The organism is Micromonospora sp. WMMC415, assembly GCF_009707425.1.
Lineage (GTDB): Bacteria > Actinomycetota > Actinomycetes > Mycobacteriales > Micromonosporaceae > Micromonospora.
In genome coordinates this window covers 5,182,098-5,207,995 of record NZ_CP046104.1, presented here as the reverse complement: position 1 = coordinate 5,207,995, position 25,898 = coordinate 5,182,098, and the positions used below count along the sequence as shown (strand labels likewise).

24 protein-coding genes are annotated in these 25,898 nt (G+C 70.9%); 12 read left to right on the top strand and 12 right to left on the bottom strand.

What is annotated here, in order from left to right:
• Positions 1-85 precede the first annotated feature (85 nt).
• Positions 86-472: an MmcQ/YjbR family DNA-binding protein gene (locus tag GKC29_RS24430; RefSeq protein WP_155333049.1), complete on the bottom strand. Its 387-nt coding sequence runs from the start codon at positions 470-472 to the stop codon at positions 86-88.
• Positions 473-579: 107 nt separating this feature from the next.
• Positions 580-1,422 (bottom strand): IS5 family transposase, encoded by an 843-nt coding sequence (locus tag GKC29_RS24425; protein WP_155328897.1) that lies wholly within the window; start codon positions 1,420-1,422, stop codon positions 580-582.
• 166 nt (positions 1,423-1,588) lie between these two features.
• Between GKC29_RS24425 and GKC29_RS24420 the strand changes: the two genes are divergently transcribed.
• Entirely contained in the window at positions 1,589-3,244 is a 1,656-nt protein-coding gene (locus GKC29_RS24420) for a glycoside hydrolase family 10 protein (protein WP_155333048.1), read from the top strand.
• Here GKC29_RS24420 and GKC29_RS24415 read toward each other — a convergent pair whose 3' ends face one another.
• Entirely contained in the window at positions 3,245-3,754 is a 510-nt protein-coding gene (locus GKC29_RS24415) for a helix-turn-helix domain-containing protein (RefSeq protein WP_155333047.1), read from the bottom strand. It abuts the gene before it with no gap.
• 113 nt (positions 3,755-3,867) lie between these two features.
• Between GKC29_RS24415 and GKC29_RS24410 the strand changes: the two genes are divergently transcribed.
• The 3 genes from GKC29_RS24410 to GKC29_RS24400 all read left to right on the top strand — a co-directional run bounded on the left by GKC29_RS24410 (position 3,868) and on the right by GKC29_RS24400 (position 8,341).
• The gene (locus GKC29_RS24410) at positions 3,868-4,566 is read left to right on the top strand and encodes an SDR family oxidoreductase (RefSeq protein ID WP_155333046.1); all 699 of its coding nucleotides are present in this window, start codon (positions 3,868-3,870) and stop codon (positions 4,564-4,566) included.
• Positions 4,567-4,660: 94 nt separating this feature from the next.
• Positions 4,661-6,220, top strand: coding sequence for an MFS transporter (locus GKC29_RS24405; protein WP_230688798.1), 1,560 nt, complete (start codon positions 4,661-4,663; stop codon positions 6,218-6,220).
• A gap of 198 nt (positions 6,221-6,418) precedes the next feature.
• The gene (locus GKC29_RS24400; RefSeq protein WP_155333045.1) at positions 6,419-8,341 is read left to right on the top strand and encodes a Na+/H+ antiporter NhaA; all 1,923 of its coding nucleotides are present in this window, start codon (positions 6,419-6,421) and stop codon (positions 8,339-8,341) included.
• Between the two features lie 161 nt (positions 8,342-8,502).
• Here the strand turns inward: GKC29_RS24400 and GKC29_RS24395 are convergent, their stop codons facing one another.
• The gene (locus GKC29_RS24395) at positions 8,503-9,063 is read right to left on the bottom strand and encodes an NADPH-dependent FMN reductase (RefSeq protein ID WP_155333044.1); all 561 of its coding nucleotides are present in this window, start codon (positions 9,061-9,063) and stop codon (positions 8,503-8,505) included.
• Between the two features lie 102 nt (positions 9,064-9,165).
• Between GKC29_RS24395 and GKC29_RS24390 the strand changes: the two genes are divergently transcribed.
• Positions 9,166-9,642, top strand: coding sequence for a MarR family winged helix-turn-helix transcriptional regulator (locus GKC29_RS24390; RefSeq protein WP_155333043.1), 477 nt, complete (start codon positions 9,166-9,168; stop codon positions 9,640-9,642).
• 42 nt (positions 9,643-9,684) lie between these two features.
• Here the strand turns inward: GKC29_RS24390 and sthA are convergent, their stop codons facing one another.
• Positions 9,685-11,088 (bottom strand): Si-specific NAD(P)(+) transhydrogenase, encoded by a 1,404-nt coding sequence (sthA, locus tag GKC29_RS24385; RefSeq protein ID WP_155333042.1) that lies wholly within the window; start codon positions 11,086-11,088, stop codon positions 9,685-9,687.
• A gap of 143 nt (positions 11,089-11,231) precedes the next feature.
• Between sthA and GKC29_RS24380 the strand changes: the two genes are divergently transcribed.
• Positions 11,232-11,711, top strand: a complete 480-nt coding sequence (locus GKC29_RS24380) for a DUF2975 domain-containing protein (protein ID WP_155333041.1) — start codon at positions 11,232-11,234, stop codon at positions 11,709-11,711.
• Entirely contained in the window at positions 11,711-11,917 is a 207-nt protein-coding gene (locus GKC29_RS24375; RefSeq protein ID WP_026874506.1) for a helix-turn-helix transcriptional regulator, read from the top strand. The genes GKC29_RS24380 and GKC29_RS24375 overlap by 1 nt, the downstream gene beginning before the upstream one ends.
• A gap of 39 nt (positions 11,918-11,956) precedes the next feature.
• On the opposite strand, the gene GKC29_RS24370 is transcribed toward GKC29_RS24375, so the two are convergent.
• From GKC29_RS24370 to GKC29_RS24360, 3 genes are all read right to left on the bottom strand, one after another.
• Positions 11,957-12,655, bottom strand: coding sequence for a hypothetical protein (locus GKC29_RS24370; protein ID WP_155333040.1), 699 nt, complete (start codon positions 12,653-12,655; stop codon positions 11,957-11,959).
• A gap of 59 nt (positions 12,656-12,714) precedes the next feature.
• On the bottom strand, positions 12,715-13,296 hold the full coding sequence (locus GKC29_RS24365) for a DUF6114 domain-containing protein (RefSeq protein WP_155333039.1): 582 nt from the start codon (positions 13,294-13,296) through the stop codon (positions 12,715-12,717).
• Positions 13,297-13,369: 73 nt separating this feature from the next.
• Positions 13,370-13,981 (bottom strand): DUF6230 family protein, encoded by a 612-nt coding sequence (locus GKC29_RS24360; protein ID WP_155333038.1) that lies wholly within the window; start codon positions 13,979-13,981, stop codon positions 13,370-13,372.
• 507 nt (positions 13,982-14,488) lie between these two features.
• Between GKC29_RS24360 and GKC29_RS24355 the strand changes: the two genes are divergently transcribed.
• From GKC29_RS24355 to GKC29_RS24335, 5 genes are all read left to right on the top strand, one after another.
• Positions 14,489-15,133, top strand: coding sequence for a C39 family peptidase (locus tag GKC29_RS24355; protein WP_155333037.1), 645 nt, complete (start codon positions 14,489-14,491; stop codon positions 15,131-15,133).
• A 294-nt stretch (positions 15,134-15,427) separates the two neighbouring features.
• The gene (locus GKC29_RS24350; RefSeq protein ID WP_230688797.1) at positions 15,428-17,662 is read left to right on the top strand and encodes a HAMP domain-containing protein; all 2,235 of its coding nucleotides are present in this window, start codon (positions 15,428-15,430) and stop codon (positions 17,660-17,662) included.
• Between the two features lies 1 nt (position 17,663).
• The gene (gene pgsB / locus GKC29_RS24345; protein WP_155333035.1) at positions 17,664-18,902 is read left to right on the top strand and encodes a poly-gamma-glutamate synthase PgsB; all 1,239 of its coding nucleotides are present in this window, start codon (positions 17,664-17,666) and stop codon (positions 18,900-18,902) included.
• On the top strand, positions 18,902-19,387 hold the full coding sequence (locus GKC29_RS24340; protein WP_155333034.1) for a poly-gamma-glutamate biosynthesis protein PgsC/CapC: 486 nt from the start codon (positions 18,902-18,904) through the stop codon (positions 19,385-19,387). The genes pgsB and GKC29_RS24340 overlap by 1 nt, the downstream gene beginning before the upstream one ends.
• A 37-nt stretch (positions 19,388-19,424) precedes the next feature.
• Positions 19,425-20,477 carry an NlpC/P60 family protein gene (locus GKC29_RS24335; protein ID WP_230688796.1) on the top strand — a complete coding sequence of 351 codons (1,053 nt, stop codon included), beginning with the start codon at positions 19,425-19,427 and terminating at the stop codon, positions 20,475-20,477.
• A gap of 109 nt (positions 20,478-20,586) precedes the next feature.
• On the opposite strand, the gene GKC29_RS24330 is transcribed toward GKC29_RS24335, so the two are convergent.
• The 4 genes from GKC29_RS24330 to GKC29_RS24315 form a co-directional block, all read right to left on the bottom strand.
• Positions 20,587-22,443, bottom strand: coding sequence for a gamma-glutamyltransferase family protein (locus tag GKC29_RS24330; RefSeq protein WP_196255707.1), 1,857 nt, complete (start codon positions 22,441-22,443; stop codon positions 20,587-20,589).
• 198 nt (positions 22,444-22,641) lie between these two features.
• On the bottom strand, positions 22,642-23,472 hold the full coding sequence (locus GKC29_RS24325; RefSeq protein WP_370463276.1) for a M15 family metallopeptidase: 831 nt from the start codon (positions 23,470-23,472) through the stop codon (positions 22,642-22,644).
• A 59-nt stretch (positions 23,473-23,531) separates the two neighbouring features.
• A complete protein-coding gene (locus GKC29_RS24320) occupies positions 23,532-24,353 on the bottom strand; it encodes an LLM class flavin-dependent oxidoreductase (protein ID WP_155333032.1) in 822 nt (273 codons plus the stop codon).
• Positions 24,354-24,480: 127 nt separating this feature from the next.
• On the bottom strand, positions 24,481-25,824 hold the full coding sequence (locus GKC29_RS24315) for a glycoside hydrolase family 18 protein (protein WP_155333031.1): 1,344 nt from the start codon (positions 25,822-25,824) through the stop codon (positions 24,481-24,483).
• Between the last annotated feature and the right edge of the window lie 74 nt (positions 25,825-25,898).

The window sequence follows — 25,898 nt, the reverse complement described above, 5'->3', positions numbered from 1 at the left end:
TCGTCCACTGGACAATGTGGAAAAAGGTCGCCCAGCTCAGCGGGGAGGAGTGCCGCCTCGACCGACCGGACGGCTCCCGCGCGGATCAGCCGTCGACGGGCCGGGTGCCGTCGTCGAGGTCACCGACGAGCGAGTCCGGGGCACGCATGCGCCAGGCGTCGGTGACGAGTTCTTCCAGGCGGTCGACACCGACCTGCGTCAGCCGCAGCATGACCAGGGGAAGGCCGTCGTATGCGGGCGTGGTGAAGAAGAGGTCGGGCTCGCCGAGGAGCAGTGCCTGCTTCTCCGCCTCGTCACCGACGTACAGCACGGCGATGTCGGTGCGGATCAGCCGCGGCGCACCGGGTCGGCGTTCCGGGTAGGACCAGACGAACCCCTTGTCGGCGACCCGGAAGTCGAAGCCCGCACTGTCGATCTCGACCACGTGCGGCAGCGCCAGCGCCAACCGGCGCACGTCGTCGGCGTCAGCCATCGAGGTCGCTCCCACACACCGGGTCCAGCATGGCGACAGCCTAACCACGCGGTGGTGCGCGGGTGGATCAGCGAGCCAGCCTTAGAGGTCGCGCAGATAGGTGGGTTTCATGGTCGGCGGGTGGGGCGGGTGTCCCACCGGTACAGGATCCACGCCTGACGGATGAGGCTACGGATGGTGATGACGGCGTCGGCAAGGTCGAAGTAGGCGTTGATCACGTCTTCTTTGCGTTCGTAGCAGCGTTGTAGCCGGTTGAAGGCGTTGTGCCAGGCGTTCGTGCGCTCGACGTGCCACCGCTGGGTGGCCTGGACCGGGGCTTTGACGCCCTTGCGGGCGATCTCGCCGGTCAGCCTGCGGGCGGTGAGCAGGTCGCGGGTCTTCTGGGAGTCGTACCCGGCGTCCAGGTGCACGGTGATGGTGCCGGGCAGCGGGCCGAGGTCGTCGAGCCGGTCCAGGGTGGATTCCAGCAGCGGGGAGTCGTGGCGGTTGGCGCCGGCCAGGACGCGGCCCAGTGGGATGCCGCGGGCGTCGACCATGACCGAACGTTTCATGCCTTGCTTGCCGCGGTCGACCGGTGAACGGCCAGCGACCTCGCCACCGCCGGGCGCCTTGGTGATGCACCCATCGACGGCAAGGTCGTCCAGCAGCAGCCCGACGAGACGGTCGTAGGCGTTCAGCGCGATCGTCTTGAGCTGGGCGAACACGCCCAGGCGGATCCACTCGTCACGGCGGTTGCGGATCGTGGTGGCCGAGCAGGTCGAGTCGGCGATGCCCTGGTAGGAGCAGCCGAACCGCAGCACCTGCAGCAACTTGTCGAACACGATCCGGTCGGCGACCCGCCGGCGGTGACAGCCCAACGGATGGGTGGGATCGGTAGCGGGGCGGGGTGGCAGCAGCGCGGCGAACTGGTCCCACAAGGGGTCGCTCAGCCATGATGGGACAGCGGGCACAGGCGTTCCAGTGATCACTAGGCGTAGGAACCTTCATGATCACTGACGCCTGTGCCCACCTCCTACCCGGCTCATCCCCGCCGACCTATTTGCGCGCCCTCTTAGCTGCCCGTTAAGTAACGGCCCGCCTGGTGCACGCGGTGGGCGTACTCGGCAGACTGGGGCGATGCCTTCCCCCGACCAGCCCCGTGCCCGCCGCCGTCGTGCCCAGGCGATCGTCGCGGCGGTCGTCGTACTCGCCGTGGCGGTCGCGGTCGGCGTCTGGTCGTTTCGGGACCGGGCCGGCGGCGGTGCACCGGCGCCCGGCGGCGCGGCGGCCCTCGGTGCCGGCCCGGCGGGCGGCACCTCCGTCTGCGCCGGCCGGGCGGTCCGGGCGGCGCGCGAGCTGCGGGGCATGTGGATCACGACGGTGAACAACATCGACTGGCCGAGCCGACGCGGTCTCCCGGCCGAGACGGTGCGGGCGGAGTTCCGGAGCTGGCTGGACCTGGCCGTGCGGCACAACCACAACGCGGTCTTCGTGCACGTGCGGCCGAGCGGGGACGCGCTCTGGCCGTCGAGGTACGCGCCGTGGTCGGAGTGGTTGACCGGGCGACGCGACGGCCGCGACCCCGGCTGGGACCCGATGGAGTTCATGGTCGCCGAGGCGCACGCGCGCAACCTGGAGTTCCACGCCTGGTTCAACCCGTACCGGGGCGGGCAGCCGGCGACGGTGGGCGGGCCCGGCCCCAGGCTGGACCAGCTCGCGCCGACCCACCCGTTGCGGCAGCACCCCGACTGGGCGGTGACCTATCCCAGCGCCGACCAGCCCGGAAGCCGCCTGTACTTCAACCCGGGCATCCCGGCGGCGCGCACCTTCGTCGAGGACTCGATGCTGGAGGCGGTCCAGCGGTACGACGTCGACGGGGTGCACTTCGACGACTTCTTCTACCCGTATCCGGAGGCCGGACAGGACTTCCCGGACGACGCGGCGTTCGCCCGGTACGGCCGCGGGTTCACCGACAAGCACGCCTGGCGCCGGGACAACGTGAACACGCTGGTCCGCGAGATGAGCGAGCGGATCAAGGCGATCAAGCCGTGGGTGAAGTTCGGCATCAGCCCGTTCGGCATCTGGCGCAACAAGCGCACCGACCCGGCCGGCTCGGCCACCGCCGGTCTGCAGAGCTACGACGACATCTACGCCGACACGCGGCTGTGGGTACGCGAGGAGTGGCTGGACTACGTGGTGCCGCAGCTCTACTGGCACATCGGGTTCGGCAGGGCCGACTACGCCAAGCTACTGCCGTGGTGGACCGCCACGGTTCGGGGCACCCGGGTGCAGCTCTACATCGGCCAGGCCGACTACCGGGTCGGCGAGCGCGGCGCCTGGCGCGACCCGGCAGAGCTGGACCGTCAGCTCGCCCTCAACCGCCGGTACGGCGTCAGCGGGAGCGTCCATTTCAGCGCCCGGCAGGTGCGCGCCGACAAGCTCGGCGCGGTCAGCCGGTACCGCGGGGCGCACTACGCCGACCCGGCGCTGGTGCCCACGATGGCGCAGCTGCCGGCGACGCCTCCGGTGGCACCCGCGGTCACCGGCGCGCGGCGGGCGGACACCGGGGGAGTGGGGTTGAGCTGGCGCGGGGACGGCGCCGCGAGTTACGCCGTCTACCGCGTGGACGGCGGCGCGGCGCGGCTCGTCGGCGTCACCCGTGGCACCGACTGGGTCGACCGCGCCGCTCCGCCCGGCCGCCCCCTGTCCTACTGCGTGTCGGGGCTGGATCGCAGCGGCAACGAGGGGCGGCTCAGCCCGCCGGTCTCCGCGGCCGGACCTGCCGTTCCTTGATCAGGGCTCGGGTCCGTCCTGCCGATCCTCGGCGGTGTTCCTGATCAGGCCGGGGCCGGCGACGAGTTCGATGTCCCCCCCGGTGACGTCGTGGCCCTGGGCGCAGCGCAGCGCGACCCGAACGGGGTGGCCGCAGCCGCGGTGGGTGGCGAGGACGGGCGGGCCGGCGTCGTCGGCGGCCCAGGTGTCGCCCCAGCTGCGCAGTGCGGTGAGGACGGGGAGCAGTTCGCGGCCCTTGCGGGTGAGCTGATACTCGTGGCGGGTGCGCTGTCCCGGCTCCCGGTAGGGGATCCGTTCGAGGAGGCCGGCGGCGACCAGGTCCTTGAGCCGGGCCGCCATGGCGGGCTCGCCGATGCCGACCCGGCGGACGAAGTCGTCGAAGCGGCGCGTGCCGAGCAGGGCGTCGCGCATGATCAGCATCGCCGACCTGCTGCCGACGACGTCCATCGCCCGGGCGATCGAGCAGTTCGCCGAGGACCAGGCGGCGAGGTTCTCCCGCAGATCCGTCATGCCACCAGCGTACGGGCTGGCTTGCGTCAACGCTAGTCAGGTGGTTCACTGGGCGACACCTGGCTTGCCTCTGCCTAAGCCAGGGGCGAGTATCCCTCCACAGACAGGACGACATGGACATCTCGGCTGCAACCGCCCTCGTCACCGGGGCCAACCGTGGCTTCGGGCGGGCCATCGCCAGCGAGCTCATCGCCCGCGGCGCCACGGTCTGGGCCGCCGCGCGGAACATCGGACACCTCGACCTTCCCGGCGCTCGCCCGCTCCAACTGGACATCACCGACCCCGCGTCGGTGGCCTCCGCCGCGGCGGAAGCCGGCGACGTCACCCTGCTGATCAACAACGCCGGCACGGCCACCGGAGCAGACCTGCTCACCGGCGACCTGGAGCAGATCCGGCTGGAGATGGAGACCCACTACTTCGGCACGCTCTCCGTCGTCCGGGCGTTCGCCCCGGTGATCGAGGGCAACGGGGGCGGCACCATCCTCAACGTGCTCTCCGTGCTCTCCTGGCTGGCCCTGCCCGGCGGAGGCGCGTACAGCGGCGCGAAGAGCGCCGAGTGGGGGCTGACCAACAGCCTACGGGTCACGCTCGCCCCGGCGGGAATCCGCGTCGCCGGTCTGCACGTCGGCTACATGGACACCGACATGACCCGGACGGTCACCGCCGCCAAGCACGCCCCGGCCGACATCGCCCGGTACGCCGTCGACCAGCTCGCGGCCGGTGCGTACGAGATCGTCGCCGACGACGTGAGCCGCGACGTGCGCAGCCGGCTCTCCGGCGGCGTGGCCGCGCTCTACCCGCAGCTGCCCTGACCGCCGGCGACCTCTTCTCCGCGGCGCGTCGCCGGCCCGGCGGGCAACGCCTCCCCGGCCGGCGTCACCGCCACCGACCCCTCCAGGAGCCCTCGTGACCGACCAGCGAACCCTGGCCCCGACCGGGCCGGCCGTGACGCCGCCCGGGCGTCCGCCGCAGTCACCCTCCCGCCGTTCGCAGATCGTGACCCTCGTCGCGATGTGTCTGGGTGCGGCGATCACCTTCCTGCAGATCACCGCGACCGTCTCCGCGCTGACCACCATCCAGCGGGACCTGCGCGTCGAGCCCACCACCCTGATCTGGATCCCGAGCGCGTACACCCTGGCGGTGGCGAGCCTGGTCCTCTCCGCCGCGACGCTCGGCAACCGGTACGGACGCAAGCGGCTCTTCCTCGCCGGCGTCGTCGCGATGATCCTCGGCGGCACCGTGACGGCACAGGCCGGAACTCCGGCCTGGGTGATCGCCGGACAGTTCCTGGCCGGCGTCGGCGGCGCCCTGATCCTGCCGAACAGCCTGGCCATCCTCGGTGTGACCTTCACCGACCCGCATCGGCGCACCGAGGTCATCACCGCCTGGTCGGCCGCCTCCGGCATCGGCCTGGCGGTGGGCCCGCTCATCGCCGGAGCGCTGCTGCGACAGCACCACTGGCACACCGTCTACCTCTCGACCATCGTGCTGGGTGTCGTCACGCTCCTCGTCGCCGCGGTCGGGGTTGCCGAGTCGCGGCAGGGCGCCGGCCGGCTGGACCTGCCCGGACTGCTGCTGGGCACCGTCACCATCGCCGCGTTCGTCTACGCCGTGATCCGGGGCGGACGCGACGGCTGGACCAGCCCACCGGTGGTCGCCGCGTGGCTCGGCTCCGTGGCGGCGCTGGCCGGGTTCCTCCTGGTCGAGCTGCGCACCGCCGCGCCGATGCTCGACGTCCGACTGTTCCGATCCGCGTCGTTCAGCGCCGTCATGGCCGTCGCCGGCGTGTCGCTGTTCGGCTTCACCGGCGTGGCGATCCTGCTCGTCCTGTTCCACGAACGCGCCCAGGGCCTCGACCCGCTGGACACCGGCTGGCGGATGCTGGTGCTGTTCGGTGTCTACGCGCTCGCCGCGTTCGGCGCCGGACGCACCATCCGCCGCACCGGCTTCAAGGCGCCGCTCACCGCCGGTCTCCTCCTCGGCGGTCTGGCCAGCCTCGGTCTGGCCGCGCAGGGCCCGGCCACCAGCTTCGGTGACCGCTGGCCGCTGCTGGCACTCTTCGGTGCCGCCAGCGGTCTGGTGGTCGCCCCGGCGACCGCCGCCGCGCTCGCCAGCGTCGCTCCCGCCCAGGCCGGCATGGCCTCCGGAGCGGTGAACGCAGCCCGCCAGGTGGGTTCGGTGCTCGGCGCGTCCCTGCTGGGCACCCTGTTCACCACCCGGCTGCTCGCCGAACTGCCGGAGCGGCTCGCCGCGCACCAGGTCGCGGAGCCGGCCCGCAGCGCGGTCCAGTCGTCGGTGGCGGCCGGCAGCGGCGGCAGCGACCCGCTGCCCGAACCGGTCCGGGCGGCGCTCGCCGAGGCGCTGACGGCGGGCGTGCAGGCGGGATTGCGGGTCAACGCCGTCGTCTTCCTCGCCGCCGCCCTGGTCGCCCTCGTACTCGTGCGCAACCGGCCGCACCAGCACTAGGGCAGGAGCTTCGACGCAGGCCCTGGGCGACCGGTTCGTCCCGGACCCGACACCGGTGTCCGGGATGAACCACCGTCGTGCCGGAGCGCCCGTCCGGGCCGGGCCGCGACCCGCGCCCGACGTGGAGACCCCGCCGGTCGTCTCCGGTCGCTGCTCAAATCGGAGCCCGGCGGCGTGCCGGTGGGGGAGGATTTCTGCGTGACGGGCGAGACTCCGCGCGGCGGGTGGTCCGGCCGGACCGACTGGGTCGGCCGGCTCAACGACCCGTTGCGCCGGTTCCTGCAGACCGAGACCGGCAGCGCGCGGGCGTTGCTGGTCGCGGCGGTGGCCGCGCTCGCCTGGGCCAATCTCCACGTCTCGTCGTACGAGACGGTGTGGGGCACGTCGTTCTCGGTCCAACTCGGCGACTGGCGGGTGTCACACGATGCGCGTACCTGGGTCAACAGCGGCCTGATGACGTTCTTCTTCCTGGTGATCGGCCTGGAGCTGCGTCGGGACTTCGACCTGGGGGAGCTGCGGGAGCGGCGTCGGGTGACGTTGCCGCTGCTGGCCGGGATCGGCGGCATCGTCCTGCCGGTCGCGATGTACCTCATCGTCAACGCCGGGGAGACCACCGCCGCGGGCTGGGGCGTCGTGATGGCCACCGACACCGCGCTCGCGCTGGGCATGCTCGCCGTCCTCGGGCCGCGATTCTCGGACCGCCTGCGGGGCTTCCTGTTGACGGTCTCCGTCGTCGACGACCTGATCGTGATCGCGGTGCTGGCGATCGCCTACCCGGAACATCCGTCGCCGCCGGCGTTGCTCGTCGCGGCGGCCATCTTCGGTGTCGTCCTGCTCGTCCGGGCACTGGGCGTGCGGTGGGGACCGGTGTACGCGCTGCTGGGTCTGGCCGCCTGGCTCGCGGTCTCCGAATCCGGTGTCGACCCGGTCGTGGTGGGCCTGGTGATGGGCCTGCTCACCTACGCCTACGCGCCCGGGAGAGAGGAACTGAAACGAGCGAGCGAGATGTTCCGCCTCTTCCGGGAACAGCCCACCCCGCAGCTCGCCCGCTCGGCCCGGACCGGGCTCGCCTCGGCGCTGTCGCCGAACGAGCGGTTGCAGCACCTCTACCACCCGTGGGCGAGCTACTTCGTGGTGCCGCTCTTCGCCCTGGCGAACGTCGGGATCGCGATCGACGGCGAGCTGGTGGCCCGCGCGGTCACCTCGCCGGTCACGGTGGGCGTCGTCGTGGCGTACCTCGTCGGCAAGCCGGCCGGGATCGCGGCCACCTCGTACCTGGTCGCCCGGTTCAGCCGCGACCGGTTCCGCCCGCCCGTCGGCTGGGCCGCCGTCATCGGTGTGGGCACGGTCTCCGGCATCGGGTTCACCATCGCCCTGCTGATCGCCACGCACGCGCTGGACGGCCCCGAGCTTGAGGACGCGAAGCTCGGCATCCTCGTCGCGACCGTCGGTGCGTCCGCCCTCACCTGGCTGGTGTTCCGCCTCGCCGCCCGGCTCTCCCCGGCGCGGCGGGCCCGCGCGCTGCTGGGCGCCGCCGAGGGGATCGTCGACCTGATGAAACCGGTCGATCTGGAACGCGATCACGTGCGTGGGCCGGGCGAGGCGCCGGTGACGGTCGTGGAGTACGGCGACTTCGAGTGTCCGTACTGCGGGCAGGCCGAGCCGGTGGTCCGGGAACTGCTGGCCGACTTCCGCAACATCCGGTACGTCTGGCGGCACCTGCCCCTCACCGACGTGCACCCGCATGCCCAACTCGCCGCCGAGGCCGCCGAGGCAGCGGGGGAGCAGGGCGCGTTCTGGGAGATGCACGACCTTCTCCTGGCACACCAGGACGCGCTCGACCCCGCCGACATGATGCGCTACGCCGAGCAGATCGGGCTGGACCTCGACCGGTTCCGGGAACACCTCGCCGAGCGGAAGGGCAAGGACCGGATCGCCGAGGACATCGACTCCGCCGACCTCAGCAGCGTCTCCGGAACGCCGACCTTCTTCATCAACGGCAGCCGCCACCACGGCGCGTACGACATCGAAGCGCTTTCGGCGGCGGTGAAGTCCGCCTTCGCCAAGGCCCGGCTTCGTCCCGAGTACCGCCGGGACCCCGGCCACCGCCACCCGGACTGAACCGCGCTCCCGGCCCGCCGTTCGGGAGGTCCGCGTCGCCGATCCGCCGGCCTCGTGGTGGCCGCTGCTCGTCGTGCGGCACGTCCGCCGGGGTGCGGGCTCGACGCGAGCCCGCACCCCGGGCGGTCAGCGAACGGTGGTGCCACCGCGCGGCGGTGTGCTCACTTGCCGCGCAGGGGCGCGAGGGCGCGGCTCCACGCCACGACCTGGTCGAGGGTGGTGTTCAGCGCGTCACGGTGGTGGTCGTTGGGCTTGAAGACGCTGAAGTTCTCGAAGTCGGTGAAGAGGGACAGCGCGACCTGGGACCGCACGTCGGCCATCTGCAGCTCGCCGGCGATCAGCCGGAGGTGCTCGACCGCGCGAGCGCCGCCCACCGAGCCGTAGCTGACGAAGCCGACGGCCTTGTTGTTCCACTCGTTGTAGAGGAAGTCGATCGCGTTCTTCAGCGCGCCCGAGGTCGAGTGGTTGTACTCCGGCGTCACGATCACGAACCCGTCGAACGACGCGATCTTGTTGGCCCACTTGAGCGTGTGCGGCTGCTGGTACTGGCCCATCGACGGCGGGTAGATCTCGTCCAGGTGCGGCAGCTTGTAGTCGAGGAGGTCGACGAGTTCGAACTCGACCTCCGAGCGCTCCCGGGCGATGTCGTAGACCCACTGCGCCACGGCTGCGCCGTTCCGCCCCGGTCGGGTGCTGCCGAGGATGATTCCGATCCTGGTCATCGCGGTTCCTCCCCTGATGGCAGGACGCCCGGACGGGCATCCTTGCTTCGCGCAGCAACTATACGGGCGACATTTTCTTCGTCAAGCAAGTAAAGTGGTGGCATGTCCACCGTCACACCTCAGCCGGCGCCGATACCAGAAGGGCTGCGACCGCTCAGCCCGGACGAGGAGGACATCGCCCGGTCCCTCAATCGCGTGATCTACGCCCTGCCCCGCGCCATCGATGCCGACATGCTCCGGGAACAGGGGTTTCCCCTCGTCGAGTACCTCACCCTGATGCACCTCTCCGAGGCCCCCGACCGCCGGCTGCGGATGAACGAGCTGGCCACGGCGTGCGAGATGTCGCTCAGCGGCATGAGCCGCGTCGTGCAGAAGCTGGAACGGCAGCGCTTCGTCGAGCGGGTCAGGTGTGAGGAGGATGCGCGTGGCTGGAACGCCGTGCTCACCGACGCCGGCCTCGCCCGCCTGAGGCAGGCCTGGCCCACCCACCTGGCCGCGGTGCGTCGGCACTTCTTCGACCACCTCGCGGGCCTGGACGTGAAGCAGCTCGCCGCGGCTCTGGACAGGATCGCGAGGTGAGGGATCGCCCGGCCAGACCCGCTCGGGCGAGCCGGAGGACCCTCACCCGTCGATCCGGCTGATGTTACGGATCTTGTTGGACGCGTCCAGGGCGGCGACCTTGTACGCCTCGGCCAGCGTCGGATAGTTGAACACCGCGTCGACCAGGTAGTCGACCGTGCCGCCGCACCCCATCACCGCCTGCCCGACGTGGACGATCTCCGTGGCGCCGGTTCCGAAGACGTGTACGCCGAGCAGCCGACCGTCGTCCGGCGAGACGAGCAGCTTCAGCATGCCGTACGAGTCGCCGACGATCTGACCGCGGGCCAGCTCGCGGTACCTCGCGATGCCGACCTCGAACGGCGTCGAGCTGTCGGTCAGCTCCTCCTCGGTCTTCCCGACGAAGCTGATCTCCGGGATCGTGTAGATCCCGATCGGCTGCAGCTCGTGCATCGCGCGGACCGGTTCGCCGCAGGCGTGCTGCGCCGCCAGCCGGCCCTGCTCCATCGACGTGGACGCCAACGCGGGGAAGCCGATCACGTCACCGACCGCGTAGATGTTCTCCACCGAGGTGCGGAAGTTCGTGTCGACCTGGATCCGGCCGCGCCGGTCCGCCTCCAGCCCGGCCGCGTCGAGCGCCAGATCGTCGGTCTGGCCCTGGCGGCCGGCCGAGTACATGACCGTGTCCGCGACGATCTTCTTGCCGCTCTTCAGGACGCACAGCGCCGCGGTCTGGTGCTTCTCCACCGCGGCGACCTCCTCGCCGAACCGGAACGTGACGGACAGGTCGCGCAGGTGGTACTTGAGCGACTCGACGATCTCCTCGTCGCAGAACTCCAGCATCCGGTCCCGGCGTTCCACCACGGTCACCTTGGTGCCGAGGGCGGCGAACATGGAGGCGTACTCCATGCCGATCACGCCGGCGCCGACCACCACCATGCTTCGGGGCACGGCGTGGAGGTTGAGGACGCCGTCCGAGTCGACGATCGTCCGGTCGTCGAAGTCGACACTGTCCGGCCGGGCCGGGCGCGTACCCGCGGCGATGACGGCCTTGTCGAAGGTGACCTTGACCTCCCGCCCGGAGCCCCCGTCGACCCAGACGGCGTGCGTGTCCGCGAAGCGTCCGGTGCCGGTGATCATCGCGATCCGGTTGCGGGCCAGCTGGTTGCGGATGACGTCCGTCTGCCGGCTGATCACGTGCTGGGTCCGGGCCGCCAGGTCGCTGACCGTGATCTCCTCCTTGACCCGGTAGCTGCTGCCGTAGAGGTCCCGCTGGCTCAGTCCGGTCAGGTAGAGGACGGCCTCGCGCAGTGTCTTGGACGGGACGGTCCCGGTGTTGATGCACACCCCGCCGATCATGTCGCGCCGGTCCACGATGGCGACCCGCTTGCCGAGCTTGGCGGCGGCGATCGCGGCCTTCTGCCCGCTGGGGCCGGAGCCCAGCACCAGCATGTCGTAGTCATACACAACCGTCAGCGTGGCAAGTTGCCGCCGCCCGCGCCAGGTGCGTTCGGCCGGATGCGGTCGGCCGCGCCGACGCCGGCCGCATCGACCTGCTGAGAGAGCCGCAATCGATTGACATTCGATAGGTTCTAAGTGATAGTCGATACATGATCGCAGAACATCGGGCGGTGGCGCCGCTCAGAATCTTCCTCGTGCTGTTGTTCGGGATCCTGGTGCTGTTCCAGACGATGTCGCTGCCGGGTCAGTTCGCGCACATGGCCGAGAAGTCGCCGGACTTCGCCTACCTGAGGTGGCCCGCGACGGCGGTGTCGGTGTTCTGGGTGCTGTGCGTCCAGGTGGTGATCGCGTGCACCTGGAAGCTGCTCACCCTGGTCAAGAACGACCGCATCTTCACCGAGGCCTCCCTGCGGTGGGTGGACGGGATCGTGTGGGCCGTCGCCGCCGCGTGGGTGGTGCTCCTGGGCGTCTTCCTGTACGTCGGCTTCAACGCGAACGACCCCGGACTGCCGCTGCTGCTGTTCCTGCTGTTGACCGGCGTCACCGTGCTGGGGCTGCTGATGGTGGTGATGCGCGCGCTGCTGCGGCAGGCCACGACGCTGCGCACCGACATGGAAGCGGTGATCTGATGCCCATCGTCGTGCGCATCGACGTCGAGCTGGCCAAACGCAAGATGAGTGTGGGGGAGTTCGCCGAACGGGTGGGCCTCACCCCGGCGAACGTGGCGGTGCTGAAGAACGGCCGGGCCAAGGCCGTACGCTTCAGCACCCTGGAAGCCATGTGCCGGGTGCTCGACTGCCAGCCCGGTGACCTGCTCGAGTGGGTCGACGAATGATCGAGGTCCGGGGCTCATAAGCGCTACGGCGACGTACCGTCAGTTGCGGGCGAGGGCGAGCGTGAGCCTCGGGTGGGCGGTCAGCGTGTCGGTGCGGAGGTAGACCAGCTCGATGGCGGGTTCCGTGAACGTCACCGGGCCGGGTGGGGAGTCGGGGATCCCGGCCGGGAGCGGCAGGTCGGGGCCGAGCGTGATCGTGGCGCCGGACAGCCGGCCGACGAAGCGGGTGGCGTAGACGGCGACGTTGCCGCGCAACGCCATGTGGTCGGCGGTGAGGCGCATGGTGTGGCCCCGCGGGCCGGGCGAGCGCAGGAGTACGTCGTCCGCGACGGCCGCGTCCATGCTGAACTTCAACGCCGTACGGGTGCCGTCGGCGGTCGGAAGCTGGACGATCCCCTCGATCCGCAGGCCGGTCATGGTCACCGCCGACGCGGTGAGTGTCGAGGCGGTCGCTGCCACCGGTGGCTGGTCGGGGTCGGCGGCGACGACGGGGAGACGCCGGTGGCGGGCACCGTCACCGGGCCTGCCGGGTGGCGGGCTGGCGCAGCCGGTTCCGGGTGGCGCGGGCAGCGGGCTGGGGCCGACCCCGGTCTGGGCGGCCCGCATCGGGGCGGCCGGTGCGCAGGCGCTGGCGGGGCCGGGCGCGGCCAGCAGGCCGGCGGAGCCGAGCAGTCCGAACAGGGCGGCGAGAATCCGCTGTCGGTGCAGGCCGGGCAGCCGCGTCGCCTCCCGCTGCACGCCACGTGGGACAGCGCCGGACCTGGTCACGGGAGGCCCGGCCTCGCCCCCGCCCCACATCAGTTCGTCGACCAGGGCTGCCTGCTCGCCGAGGGCGCCTCGTCGGAGATGTCGGTGGCGGGCTGCTCAGATGTGGTGGCGGACGGCGTGGTGGGCTGCGGGCGGTCGTCCGCGGAGTCGTCGGGCTCGGCGGTCCCTTCCTTCTTCGTCGACACATCGTCAGCCGTGTCGCGCCCCGGGGTGGCGGGGCGTCCCGGCACCCACCCGGCAGCCAGTGCGGCGCCGAGCAGACCGGTCACGGTGCCGATCAGGAAGCCACCCAGGTTCACCCCGACCAGCGCGAAGAGCGCGGTGACGGCGGCGACCACGGCGTAGAACGTGCGGTGTTGCGGGCTGAACCACATCAGCAGGCCGGCGGTCACCAGGATGGTGGGTATCAACCAGGAGAGGAAGCCGGTCGGCCCCAGCTGGAACGCCAGGCCGGACAGAGACATCTGGGTGGTGCCGAAGATCGCCAGTCCGGCGAGCGCGGTGAGCAGTCCGCCCCAGAACGGGCGCGTCCACCGCCACCGGCGGAAGCTGCCCCACCCCGCGCGGAGGGCATTCGGGCGGGCGTTGCGTCGCGGTTCGGCCCTTCTCATACCGTGGCTCCTGCCGGGTGGGTCCGGGCCAGGATGGGCGTGCGGCTCCCGCCCCCCGGCTGCGGTGGTCGACTCAGAAGCATTCCTTGGCGTCAGCGCCGACATTGACGTTCAAGCTGAGCCCGGTCAGGTTGAACCGTCCAGCCTGGATCGCTCGGGCCACCTGGCGGAGGTTCGTGATCGTCACGGCGTCGGCCTGCTGGCCGAACGCACCCGGGGCGCCCCTGGCTCCGTCCGGTCCGCGGTCGAGGGTCGACGCGTCCTGTCCGATGTTGATGTTCGTGAACTCGGTGTCGCCCTGCAGCGATACCAGATCGATCAACAGGTCTTCCGCGGTGGCGGGCCTACCGCCCTGGCCCGCGGTGATCTTGAGCACGACCGGCGCGCCCGGTATCTTGACCGACTGGCAGAGGTCGAAGAGCTGGGCCTCGCGGATGCCGGTGACGGCGACCGGATGCCTCGTGCCGTCGACCTCCTCGGCGACGCCGGGATACTGGACGAATCCCTCGCCCTGCAACTTGGCGGCGGAAACCTTGAAGGTCTGCCCGGAGACGGCGAAGGAGGCGGCGAGGGCGCCGTTGGCGATACCGACGAGGATCGCGCCGGCGAGGGCGATCGCGGGCAGCAGCAGGGCGGCGAAGCGCGACCAGCGGACATGACCCCGGTTGGCGGACTCTTCCTGCACGGTTCCCCCTCCGCCTCCGGCCGCGGGGCGACCAACGGACGCGATGCGCACCCGGCCTCGCCGTCGGTTGCCGGCGGATGACGTGCGCTCGTGACGGCGCACCGGTCGGGCGCAGGTGATGAAACCCTGGCAGCCCCACGCTAACACGGGTGCAAACTGCGAGTGGCCGTCATGTCACGGATAGTGCGCCGCCTTGGGTGGGCGTACCCACGTGCACCTTGGCCCCACCGGCCCGGTGTGACGGTCGACGGGGGCGGACGGATCGTGTGCGACCTGGGACCGAATCCGGGAAACCGCCCCCGATCCCGTCGCTCGCGGAGTAGGTTCCCCGGTTTTCGCGGTGAGCCGGGGGGTAACCGCGTCGCGACAGCCGCGAAGGCGATTGAGAGCCCGGGAAGCCGGGAGCTCCGAGACGCCCGTCCACCGGCGTGGGCTGGGCGATCTCTTTCCCCGCCGTGCTAGCGCCTCTCGAACTTCTGCGGGGCGCCAACCGATGGGAGCTTCACGATGAACTCAATGCGCCGTACGAGGATTCTGTCCCTTGCTGGTCTCGTCGTCGCCGGTGGCGCCGTCGCCGGTCCGGCCACCGCCGCCCAGGCCGACCCGGCCGACAGCGGCCAGGTGTCCGCCGTGCAGCCGGCGCCCCCGGAGGGCGAGAAGATCCTGGAGTTCGACTACCAGACCCAGCGAACCTCCTACTACTGTGCCCCGGCCGCGACACGGATCGCCCTGTCCACCCAGGACAAGACGGTCACCCAGAAGGAAGTGGCCCAGAAGCTCGGAACCACCAGGGCCGGAACCGATTCGGCCGACGACACCACCCGGGTGCTCAACGAGCTGACCGGTGGCGGCTACGAGACCACCGAGATCAGCACCACCACCGCCGATCCCCGGCAGACCGACAAGCTTCGTATCGACGTCGTCGAGGCGATCGACACCCGACGCGGCGTGGTAGCGAACACGCTGGGCACGGCGGTCGACACCGAGGGTGAACGGCACTCGTTCCCGGGTGGGCACTACGTGAGCATCGTCGGCTACCGCGACGGTGGAGAGACGCTGAAGATCGCAGACCCGTACGACCCGGAGAAGCACTACTGGATGCGCAGCGAGAAGGTGGCCGACTGGGTGGCCCAGCGCGGCTACTCCAGCTGACCCGACCCGTGACAGGCCGCGGGCCGGCCCCGGAACGGGGCCGGCCCGCGGTCTCCCGCCCCGGCGAGCGAGCCGGCACAGCGGTCGGCGGGTGGACGGCCCCGCGGCCCGCTGCGCCGGATTCATCCGGGCCGGGTGAAGCCGGATCACCCAGGCCCGTTCCAAGATCGAGATAACCGTGCACACTCCCATGCGCTCGGAAGGGATTGGGACGCCATGACGCGAGAAGGCCGAGGGGACCACGCTGCGCCCGACCGTCCCAGCGACCGGAAGGGGTTCCAGGGACGCGCTCCGGTGGCAGCGCCGGAGTCGGGCGCGGTGCGGCAGGACCACGTCGTCGAGTGGCGGCGACGGGCACTGACGCAACAGCTGCCGGCCGCCGGGTTTCCGGCCGGATCCGGTGTGCCCTCGCTCGTGTACCTCTGGGCGACCATGTTCCTGGCGGCTGCCATCATCCTCGGATTCGCGATCAACCACGAGCGCGGCGTGCCGCCGGCAATCGTCGACTCGCAGCGGGACAACGTGTCGAAGGTCGCCACCAGCACACGTATGACAATTCAGCACTCCGTGGAGGACCTCGACCAGCGGGTCGCCGGGCGGGCCCCGGGGACGCCGGACGCCGAGCTGCTCAAACAGGTCGTCGGCGACGGGGCGACCTGGAACGGTGCGGTGATCATGGAGAACGCCACCCGCCGTCCGCTGGCGAAGCAGGGCCCGGAACTGCCCATGGAGCTGGTGCCCCCGACGCTGCCCGCGAACGTCTTCCCGATCAGCACGCCGGAGGGGCCGGTCCTGGTCCGCAGCATCGGGCTGGACCACTCCCGGACCCTGCTGGCGACCCAACAGTTGACCGTGGACGAGCTGCGGCTCAACCCGGAGGCGCGACAGGGCGTCTTCGCCATCACCCCCGACGGCAAGAGCACCCTCGTGCAGGGGGTCAGCGCCGTCGACGCCGTCCACCATCCGACGGTCTTCCACGGGCTGGCCGGCTCCGACGCCAGCGAGGGCCATCCGATCCGGGTGACCGAGTGGACGGGCCGGCAGCTGGTGGTGTCCTCGGCCCCGGTGGGCAACACCGGGGTGACCCTGGCGACCCTGATCGTCGCCGACGAGACGCGCGGCACCCCCGCCACCCGGGGCATCCTCATCGGCCTGACGCTCCTGGCGGCGGCGGTGCCCAGCTTCCTGCTGATGCGGACGTCGCTGGTCCGCCCCGTGCGATCGCTGCTCAAGCAGGCCAAGGCCAACGCCTGCGGGGAGCCCTCCACCAAGCGTCGCCCGCTGCGGGTCGCGGAGGCGCACCGGATCGCCCGGGCGTTGGCCTCGACCTCCGCGGACCCCTCCACGCCCACCGCTGCCCGGCGGTGGTGGCGGTGGCGGTGGCGCCCGACCGTCACCCAGGGCCTGGTCCTCGCCACAGTGCTGGCGCTGCTCTGGCCCGCGGCGGCCGTGGCCGCCACGCTCCGGGCCCCCGAGCCGTCGATTCCCGATCAGCTCGTCCGGGACGAGGAGAGCCGGGCCGAGGCGGCGAGCAACCTGATGGGCAAGGCGCTGAACAACGGTCTGCAGACGGTGCTGCGCGTCTCCCAGGCGGCCGAGGCGAGCGACCCCGCCCAGATGGGCCCGCTGCTCAGGCAGGAACTGGCGGACAAACAGCGGTTCCGGAGCCTGTACCTGGTCGACCCCAACGGGTCGGTGGTCAGCTCGGCGGGACGCGAGCCGCTGCGCAACGAGCCGCTGCGGGGTGAGTCGGGCATCGACCTGGACGACGACACCTCCCGCGTCCCGGTGGTGTACGCCTTCCGGGTGGGCGCCAACGGCGTCGCCGCCGTCGGCGAGTACAGCATCGACTACCTGTTGGAGATGCTCCGCGCGGTGGACGGCCAGGCCCGGATCGTCGACGAGAACCTGCGGACGATCTTCGACTCGGAGGGCTTCCGCGCCTTCGAGGAACTCCGGGGGAGCGCGCGCGGCGCGGCGGCCGAGGCGCTCAAGGGCGGCACGGTCGGACGGGCGACGGCCGCCGACGGTACGCCGACCCTGATCGCGGCTGCCGGTCTGAGCAAGCCCCACACCGTCACGCCCCTGAAGTGGTCCCTGGTGGTGGAGCAGGACCTCAACGGTCTCCGCCTGCCGGCGAGCGACGGTCGACGGTGGACGGTGCTGGTCGCCAGCCTGACGACGGGCGCGGTGCTGCTCACCGCGGTGTGGCAGTACTACGTCTTCGCCCGGCCGCTGCGGCGGCTGGCCGGGGAGGCCGACAAGATCAGCAGCGGTGCGGTCGACGTGCCGATCCCGCCCCAGCGGCACGACGACGTCGGCGCGCTGGCGATGTGTCTGGAGGTCTGCCGTCAGGCCCGCCACGCGGGGTCCAGCCGACTGGGTGGCGCCAGCCGGCTGCGCGGCAGCGAGGAGGACCCGACCGCCGTGCTGCCCGCGACACCGGGCGGAACTGCCACCGACCGGGCCGCGGCGAAGCGCGGTGGCCGGATCTACCGCTCCGGCGCCGACCGAGATGAAAGGGGTTGACGTGGGATACCTCTACATCGTCTACGTCCTCTGCTGCGCCGCTCTGCTGGTCGCCGGCGTGCGGGAACAGCGCAACCACTTCGGCAACCTCCGCAAGATCCCGGACCGGGTGCTCGTCAACGGCATCCGGGGGAAGAGTTCGATCACCCGGCTCTGCGCCGGGGCGCTGCGGGGAGGTGGCCGGGTGGTGGTGGCGAAGACCACCGGCACCGCCGCCCGGTTCATCTTCCCCGACGCCAGCGAGGAGCCGGTCTACCGCAAGTTCGGCATCGCGAACGTGGTGGAGCAGATCGGCATCGTGCGGCGGGGGGCGGCGTACCACCCGGACGCCTTGGTCATGGAGTGCATGGCCGTGATGCCGGCACTGCAGGAGTGCAACCAGAGCAAGCTGATCCAGTCGAACATCGGGGTGCTCTGCAACGTACGCGAGGACCATCTCGCCGAGATGGGTCCCACCCTTGACGACGTGGCCCGTTCCCTGAGCCGGTCGATGCCGGAGGGCGGCGTCTGCATCACCGCGGAACGGGACCGGCTGGCGATCCTGCAGGAGGAGGCGGACCGGCGCAACTGCCGGCTCATCCCGGTCGACCCGGAGTCGGTCACGGACAAGGAGATGGACGGCTTCGGCTGGATCACGTTCAAGGAGAACGTGGCCATCGCGCTCGCGGTCGCCGAACAGTTGGGCGTCGACCGGCACAGCGCGCTCAAGGGCATGTGGGAGGCGCCGCCGGACCCCGGTGCGCTGTCGGTGGCTCGGGTGTTGCAGGGCGACAAGCGGCTCCGGTTCGCCAACATCTTCGCCGCCAACGACCCCGAGTCCACGCTGATGAACATCAAGCAGCTGGAGGAGCAGCGCCTGATCACCCGTCCGTTGACGATGGTGATCAACTGCCGGCCCGACCGGATCGAGCGGAACGGCCAGATGGGCGAGCTGACCGCACGGGTGCAACCGGAGCGTCTCGTCCTGATCGGCGAGCCGACCAAGAGCGCACGGTCGACCGTGCCGGCGGACCTGCAGGACCGGGTCGTCGACCTGGGGGGCAAGCTGCCCTCCGAACAACTGCTGGAAGGCGTGACGGCGGCGGCGACCGACGACTCGTCGATCGTCGCGGTCGGGAACATCCACGGCCAGGGCGAGGTGCTGCTCCACGAGCTGGCGACACTGCCCAGCTGGACCTGCGAGGACGGGGCCGAGGGCGGCTCGATGCTTCGTACGCCGACCGGAGAAAGGATCCGATGATGAATTTCGGCGGGGAACTCAGCGCACAGCTGGCCACCGCGAGCCTCGGCATCGGCCTGGTGTTCGCCCTGCTGTGCTACCTGACCACCAACCTCTCACCCGGCGGCATGATCACACCCGGGTGGATCGCGCTGACGCTGATCGAGGACCAGCTCCAGGCGCTGATCATCACGGGCATGACGGTGTTGACGTACGTGCTCACCCGGCTGATGCAACGGGTGGTCATCCTCTACGGCAAGCGGCTGTTCGCGGCGATCGTGCTGCTCAGCGTGCTGCTGCAGCTGACCCTCTTCGTGGTCGTCCAGCGGGACCTTCCGCTGCTGTTCGCCCACCAGACGCTGGGCTTCGTCATTCCCGGCCTGATCGCGTACCAGCTGGTGCGTCAGCCTCCGAAGGCCACGATCTTGGCGACCATCGTCGTCACCGGAATCACCTTCGGAGTCGCCTACAGCGGCGTCGTCGCCGGCTTCGTGCCGGTCACCTGACCGACCGGAGCCCGAGTCGCGAAAGGAGATCGCGGGCATGACCAACGGGACCTACCTTCGTCGACCGACCGTCCTGCTGACCATGGTGGGATTCGCCCTGCTGATCGTGGCGAGCACGGTCGCCTACGTCGTGCTCCGGCCGTCTCCCGGGGACCAGCCGCAGCTGACCCTGGGCGGGGCGCAGGCGGCCGACGACACTGCCCTCGGCGCGTCGGGCTACACCTACCAGCGCTCGACCTCACCGGACCGTACGGAGATCATCGACTCCACCGGAGAGCCGGTCGCGATCATGACCGATGGCGCCCGGACGGTGCAGATGTACGGGCCGTCGCGGACCTTCGAGGAGCCCCAGAACACCGCCTCCAAGGTCGAGTCGAAGTACTGGGTGCGGTTGGCGCCGCGGCCCTACCACGCCGGTGCGGAGAAGGAGGAGTGGTTCACCGACTGGCTCTCGGCGGCCCGCCACGACCGCTCCCCGGACGTCTTGGCGATCGCGATGGAGTACATCGAGGGCGCCCCGGTCAAGAAGGACAACCAGGGACAGCAGTACTCGGGTGACGCCTCGTTCGGGCCGCTGGACCCGCTGGACCCGGACGGCCGGGCGGAGAAGTCCGACTTCTACGACTACCTGGGGCTGACCTGGACGTTCCTGGACGGGAAGGCCGTGGTGCCGGAGCCGGATCGCCTGCTCGCGCTGGACTGCTCGGGTTACCTGCGGATGGTCTACGGTCACCGGCTCGACTTTCCGCTGCTCGGCACGAACACGCCGGGTGAGGGACTTCCGCGGCGCGCCTACGCGATGGCCGAGTTCGGCCCCGGCGTCCAACTGATGCCCAACTCCGGGCACCGGGCGCGCGGCCTCGACCGCCTGCTCCCCGGCGACCTGCTGTTCTTCAACGCGGGGCCGGTCGTCGACGGCCACATCGAGCACTCGGGCATCTACCTCGGCATCGACGACAGCGGCCACCACCGGTTCATCTCCAGCCGGGCGGTGGCGGACGGCCCGACCATGGGCGACACCGGCGGCGAATCCATCCTGGACGGCGCCGGCTACTGGGCGGAGCGCTGGCGCACCGCCCGCCGGATCTGACCGACGCCCGTCGTCACCCGCGGCGGACGGGCGCGGTGACGTCGATCAGGTACGGACGGACGTCGGCCGGGCTCATCGCCCGGCCGACGTTCCGTCTGCCGGGCGACGCTCAACGCCCCGCGGCGACACCGTCGCGGCGGGTGTCCGCCGCGCCGCGCAACCGGTCCCCCCGGACCTCGATCGCGGTCAGGCCGCTGTCCAGCGCGATGACCCGTGGACATGGGTGTTCGAGGGCCACCAGGGGGGCCACCTGGGTGGCGATGCGCCTGCCCGCTTCCACCTCCGAAGGTGCGTCCCGCTCCCCCTCACACCGTCGGGTGATGTCCTGGCCGCTGAAGTGACCCTGGTCGAGCGACTGTGCGGGGCTCATTCCGTCGACCACGATCCCTACCAGTGCCTGGACCACGTAGTCGGGGATGTGGGAGCCCCCGGCGGCGCCGATCACGAGACGCAGGTCCCGCGCTTCGACGCCGAGCACGATGGTCGGCGCCATCGATGCGGTCGGCCGCTTCTTCGGCTGCATCACGTTCACCGGCTTGCCCGGTGACACCGACTCCGTGTCGGTGAAGTTGTTCATCGCGTTGTTCAGGATGATTCCGCGCGCCTCCAGGTGTGACCCGAAGTGACTGTTGTTCGTGGTCGTCATGGACACGGCGTCGCCGTCGTCATCGACGATGCTCACGTTGCTCGTCGGGTCGCCGACGTCGACGGTGGCGGGTTGGTCGTCGGTCGGCCCTGGGGGAAGAGCACCTGGCGGTCTACCTGGTTCCACCGGGTGGATCGCCTCATCCGGGGAGTAGAGCGAGAAGCGTTTGTCGAGGTACCCCTCGTCGAGCAGCCCGTCGACCGGCACCACGTTGAAGTCCGGATCACCGATGTAGGCGCGGCGGTCGAGGTTCGCCAGCCGGCTGGCCTCGATCGAGAGGTGGGTGCGGTCGGTCGAGTCCGGCTCCGTCCGCCCGACCTGACCGCGTTCGAGCAACTCGAGCATCTCCAGGACCGCCACCCCACCGAAGGCCGGTGGGGGCGCAGTGCAGACGTTGACGCTGAACACCTGGCGGCAGATCTCGGGGCGCTCGATCGCCGTGTAGTCGGCGAAGTCCTGCGGCGTCATCAGGGTCGGGATCACCACCGGGCCGGCGGTGTTGCCCTTCAGCTTGATCGGCCCCTTCGCCGCGTGCTGCACGATGGCCGGCGCGATTGTCCCGTTCGGGTCGTAGAACGCCTGCGCGCCCTTGTCCCGGACCTCCCGCAGCACCTCCGCGATCTCCGGGTTGCGGATCGTCGTGCCTACCGGTTTCGGCTCGTCACCGTCGCAGTACCGGGGCCGCAGATCCGGATAGTTGCAGCGTTTCCGTCCGTTGAACCGCTCCTCGAAACCCGCGTGCAGGTTCGGCGACATCGGAAAACCGTCGGCGGCCAGCCGGATGGCGTCCTCGAAGAGTTCGTTCCAGGGAAGCTCGCCGAACTCGCCGTGCACGCTCGCGAGCACCCGCAGCGTCCCCGGCACGCCGAAGGACCGCCCGGTAGCGGATGCGGCGTTCGGGAAGCGGTCCGTGTTGAGATCCTCCTGCTCCTGCGCGGTGGGCGTCCGCAGGTTCTCGGTGACGTTCTGCGGAGCGCGGGCCATACCGTCGAAGAACCGGACGTCGCGCTCGGAAGAGTTCCAGTAGTTGATGAGCGTGCCGCCGGCGAGGCCGGAGGCGTGTGGTTCCACGACCGCCAGGACGGCCTGGACCGCCACCGCGGCGTCCGCCGCCCCGCCACCCCGGGCGAGGATCTTGCAGCCGGCCTCCGTGGCGAGGGGATGGGCGGACGCGACCATGAAGCTCGTCCCGAGCGCGTCGTCCTCCCGGCCGCCCCGGGGATCGATGCAGACGTCGTCGCCTGCTGCGGGCGCCACGGCTGCCGTGGTGAGTGTCAGCACCAGTGCGGCGAACACGTAGCGCAGCTTGCGTGCGGACATGCGACCAGACCTTTCCGGATGCCCTGCAAACGGAGTACTCGAATCGCCAGTGCGGTAGCGGCCGTCCCACTGACGGCGGAACGGCGTCGACATCGGCATCATGGTCGCCGATCGAGCGCCCGCGCAGGGCATCGGAGGAAGTCGTGGCCGGTGTGAAGAAAGGCGCCGGTCGTGACGGCCGGAATTCGCCCGTCGGGCTCAGCCGACCGACGAACGGGCAACCGGTGCGTCGAAGTACGTATCCGGGTACGGCTCGTCGCGGTAGCTGTAGTGCCACCACTCGTGGTCGTAGCCGACGAACCCCTCACGCGCCATCAACTCGCGCAGCAGATCCCGGTTGGCCCGCGCCACCGCGCCGACCCGGGGGCTGTCGGTGTGAGCGAGCGGGTCGAAGCAGTCGAAACCGGTGCCCATGTCCACGCTGTCGTCGGCGAACCGTTGGCCCGCCGGCGCGGTGCAGGGGACGAGCGGTTGCCCCGACCGGTACGGGGCCTGGCTCGGCGCGTCGACGTCCACCAGCGTCAGGTCAACCGTGCTGCCCCGGCTGTGGGCGGTCGGCGCGCCCACGTACCCCTTGTCGAACAGGTCCGACTTCGCCACCCGGGGGTAGAACTCGGCCTTCGTCTGCTCCTGACCGGGCTGGCGGGCCCACGCCACGATGTCGTCGACCGCCGGCTGCGGGCGGTAGCAGTCGTACACCTTGAGGGTGCGGCCCTCGGCCAGCGCGGCGTCCTGCACCTTGCGCAGTGCCTCGGCGGCCGGACGGGTGAGCAGACAGAGCGGCTCGAGGTAGCCGGCCAGCGGGCGGCCGACGAAGTTGTGCGCGGTGGCGTACCGGATGTCGGTGCGGATGCGGTCGTCGACGTCGGAGAGCACCACGAAGCCCGGCAGGGGTGGTGCGGCGGCCGGGGACGACGCCGGGGGCGAGGGCGACGGCGACGGTGACGGCGAGGGCGCGCGGCAGGCGGAGGTCAGCATCGCGACCGTGAGCAGTACGAGAGAGCCACGCGCCGCCCGTCGTCCCCACACCGCCCCTGTCTACCACTTACCGGGAGCTACCGGACGGTGTTCCAGGGCCGGCGCGTGGGTCACGCGGGAGGGCCCTGCAGGATGCGCTGCCACGCGGCGTCGACCCCACCCCGCCACCAGCCCATGGCCTCGATCCACCACGTCAACCCGGCGGCGGCGTACGGCGCGATGACCTCGGCGGCGTTGTCCGGCGACGTCCACCCTTCGAGCCCGACGTCAAACCCGTCCAACGACCCTCGCTCGGAGGCGACGAACCGTACCGCGTCGGCGAAGTCCTCGACCGGCACGGCAACGGTCCTGCCCGCGTCGGCGAACGTCGCCACCACCCCGTCCCAGCGGGCGGAACGGCGGAATCCCGGCCGGTTGGGCCAGCGACCGGCACACCAGACCGGTATCCGCGGCTGCTGCACGGGTGTCGGCAGCATCCGTACGCGCTCGCCGGACGGCAGGTGGACGTCCTGGCCCGACCACAGGTCCGTGAGCTGGTTCAGGGAGTCGTCCAGCCGTCTGCCGCGACTGCGCAGGTCGGGATCCTCGCCGAAGGCGGTGTACTCGCTGTCCATCGAGCCGATGCCCGCCCCGAAGACGAGCCGGCCACCGGAGAGGGTGTCCAGGGTGACCGTCTCCCGAGCCACCGTCTGCACCCGACGCCTGGGCAGAGCTGTCACCAGCACGCCGAGCCTGATCCGCGAGGTCCGGGCCGCGATCGCGGAGGCGACGACAACCGAGTTCGTGACGGGCCAGTCGTCCCGATAGAGCACGTGGTCCCAGAGGAAGACGCCGCCCCACCCCCGTTCCTCGGCTGCGACGGCCATGTCGACGAGTTGCCGGGCATCAGCGAAGGGTCCGACATTTGGCAGACCGACAGCGTAGCGAGGCATCTGGCAACCCTAGTCAGGCATCGATCCCACCGACAGGCCGTCGTGGTCCGGCGCAGCGCACTCCTGGTGCTCCCCGGCGGGCCGGCCGGCACCGGATCACCCGGTGCCGGCCGGTTGCCGGGCGCGGCTACCGCACCGTGAGCCCCAGGCTGATCGTCCTGGTCAACGTGGCGGTCTCGTCGTCGCCGTCCAACGACCAGACCATCGCTCCGCCGAGTCCGGCCCGCCGGATGTAGAGCGTCTTCTGCAGCACGACCGCCGGGTCGTCGTACGTCCAGAAGGTCGTGCCGTCGAAGAGCCAGGCGTGCCCGGCCCGAAGATCGCGGTGGACGGCGAAGCCCCTGCCCGGCAAGGCCTTGAGCTGCCGGTAGTCCTCGGACCCGGGGCCGAAGGTGCCCGGCGCCGGCCCGGCCGCCGGCTGGAAGAGGCCGTCTCCACCCCCGGTCACGCCGGTCCAGCCCTGACCGTAGTACGGGATGCCGAGGACGAGCTTGTGGCGCGGCGCGCCCCGCGCGATCCAGCCGTCGATCGCGACCTCGACGGAGAAGTCCGGGCTGTCCGGCGCTCCCGCCGGCACCCGCAGCGCCGACTGCTGGTTGGTGGTCGGCTCCCAGGTGCCGTGGAAGTCGTACCCCTGCACCGTGGCGAAGTCCAGGTACCGGAAGATCCTGCGGCCCTCGTACCCGGCGTCCATGGTGGCCGGATTGGCCGGCAGGAACGCGGTCAGCTGGTAGTGCCGGCGGGTCTGCCGGCCGTACGCGTCGAGTTGCCGGCGGAACTCGGCGAGCAGCGCGGTGAAGTTCTCCCGGTCCTCCGGCCGGATCACGTTGCCCGGCTCGCCCGGCCAGTTCGGCCACTCCCAGTCCAGGTCGATGCCGTCGAAGACGCCGGCGGCGGCACCCGGTCCACCGCTGCCGCCGTCGAGGACCGGCAGGTTGCCCTTGAGGTAGAGGTCGATGCAGGAGGCGACGAAGGCCTTGCGGGAGGCGTCGGTGCGGGCGGCGTTCGAGAAGTACGTCGACCAGGACCAGCCGCCCAGCGAGATCATCACCTTCAGGTCGGGGTGCCGGGCCTTGAGCTTGGCCAGTTGACCGAAGTTGCCGTTGAGCGGTTCGCCCCAGGCGTCGGCGACGCCGTCGACGCTCTCCTCCGCCGGTACCGGACGCTGGTAGTCGGCCCAGGGATCACCCTCGCCCGGCCCACCGTCCACGAAGCAGCGCCCGTCCTCGCTCACGTTGCCGAAGGCGTAGTTGACATGGGTGAGGCGGCTCGCCGCCCCGGAGGTGTCCAGCTTCTTGACCGGGAACGCCCGGCCGTAGATGCCCCACTGGGTGAAGTAGCCGACCCGGTGGTAGCCGGATCGGCGGCTCCCGCTGTCGCCCGCGCTCGCGGCGGTCGGCGGGGCGGCGGTGACCAGCACGGTCGCCAGGGCGACGAGGGCGGTGAGGCGGCGGTGACGGAATTGTCGCATCGGCACTCCCATCGAGGGATGGAGCGAGAATAGTAAAGATACCTTTCTGATTGATGAAGCTAAGCCGACCACAT

Bases quoted from the DNA above. Each gene is read 5' to 3' on its own strand.
- GKC29_RS24430 (WP_155333049.1), bottom strand. From the start codon at position 472: ATGGCTGACGCCGACGACGTGCGCCGGTTGGCGCTGGCGCTGCCGCAC.
- GKC29_RS24420 (WP_155333048.1), top strand. From the start codon at position 1,589: ATGCCTTCCCCCGACCAGCCCCGTGCCCGCCGCCGTCGTGCCCAGGCG.
- GKC29_RS24415 (WP_155333047.1), bottom strand. From the start codon at position 3,754: ATGACGGATCTGCGGGAGAACCTCGCCGCCTGGTCCTCGGCGAACTGC.
- GKC29_RS24410 (WP_155333046.1), top strand. From the start codon at position 3,868: ATGGACATCTCGGCTGCAACCGCCCTCGTCACCGGGGCCAACCGTGGC.
- GKC29_RS24395 (WP_155333044.1), bottom strand. From the start codon at position 9,063: ATGACCAGGATCGGAATCATCCTCGGCAGCACCCGACCGGGGCGGAAC.
- GKC29_RS24390 (WP_155333043.1), top strand. From the start codon at position 9,166: ATGTCCACCGTCACACCTCAGCCGGCGCCGATACCAGAAGGGCTGCGA.
- GKC29_RS24380 (WP_155333041.1), top strand. From the start codon at position 11,232: ATGATCGCAGAACATCGGGCGGTGGCGCCGCTCAGAATCTTCCTCGTG.
- GKC29_RS24375 (WP_026874506.1), top strand. From the start codon at position 11,711: ATGCCCATCGTCGTGCGCATCGACGTCGAGCTGGCCAAACGCAAGATG.
- GKC29_RS24365 (WP_155333039.1), bottom strand. From the start codon at position 13,296: ATGAGAAGGGCCGAACCGCGACGCAACGCCCGCCCGAATGCCCTCCGC.
- GKC29_RS24355 (WP_155333037.1), top strand. From the start codon at position 14,489: ATGAACTCAATGCGCCGTACGAGGATTCTGTCCCTTGCTGGTCTCGTC.
- GKC29_RS24340 (WP_155333034.1), top strand. From the start codon at position 18,902: ATGAATTTCGGCGGGGAACTCAGCGCACAGCTGGCCACCGCGAGCCTC.
- GKC29_RS24335 (WP_230688796.1), top strand. From the start codon at position 19,425: ATGACCAACGGGACCTACCTTCGTCGACCGACCGTCCTGCTGACCATG.
- GKC29_RS24330 (WP_196255707.1), bottom strand. From the start codon at position 22,443: ATGTCCGCACGCAAGCTGCGCTACGTGTTCGCCGCACTGGTGCTGACA.
- GKC29_RS24320 (WP_155333032.1), bottom strand. From the start codon at position 24,353: ATGCCTCGCTACGCTGTCGGTCTGCCAAATGTCGGACCCTTCGCTGAT.
- GKC29_RS24315 (WP_155333031.1), bottom strand. From the start codon at position 25,824: ATGCGACAATTCCGTCACCGCCGCCTCACCGCCCTCGTCGCCCTGGCG.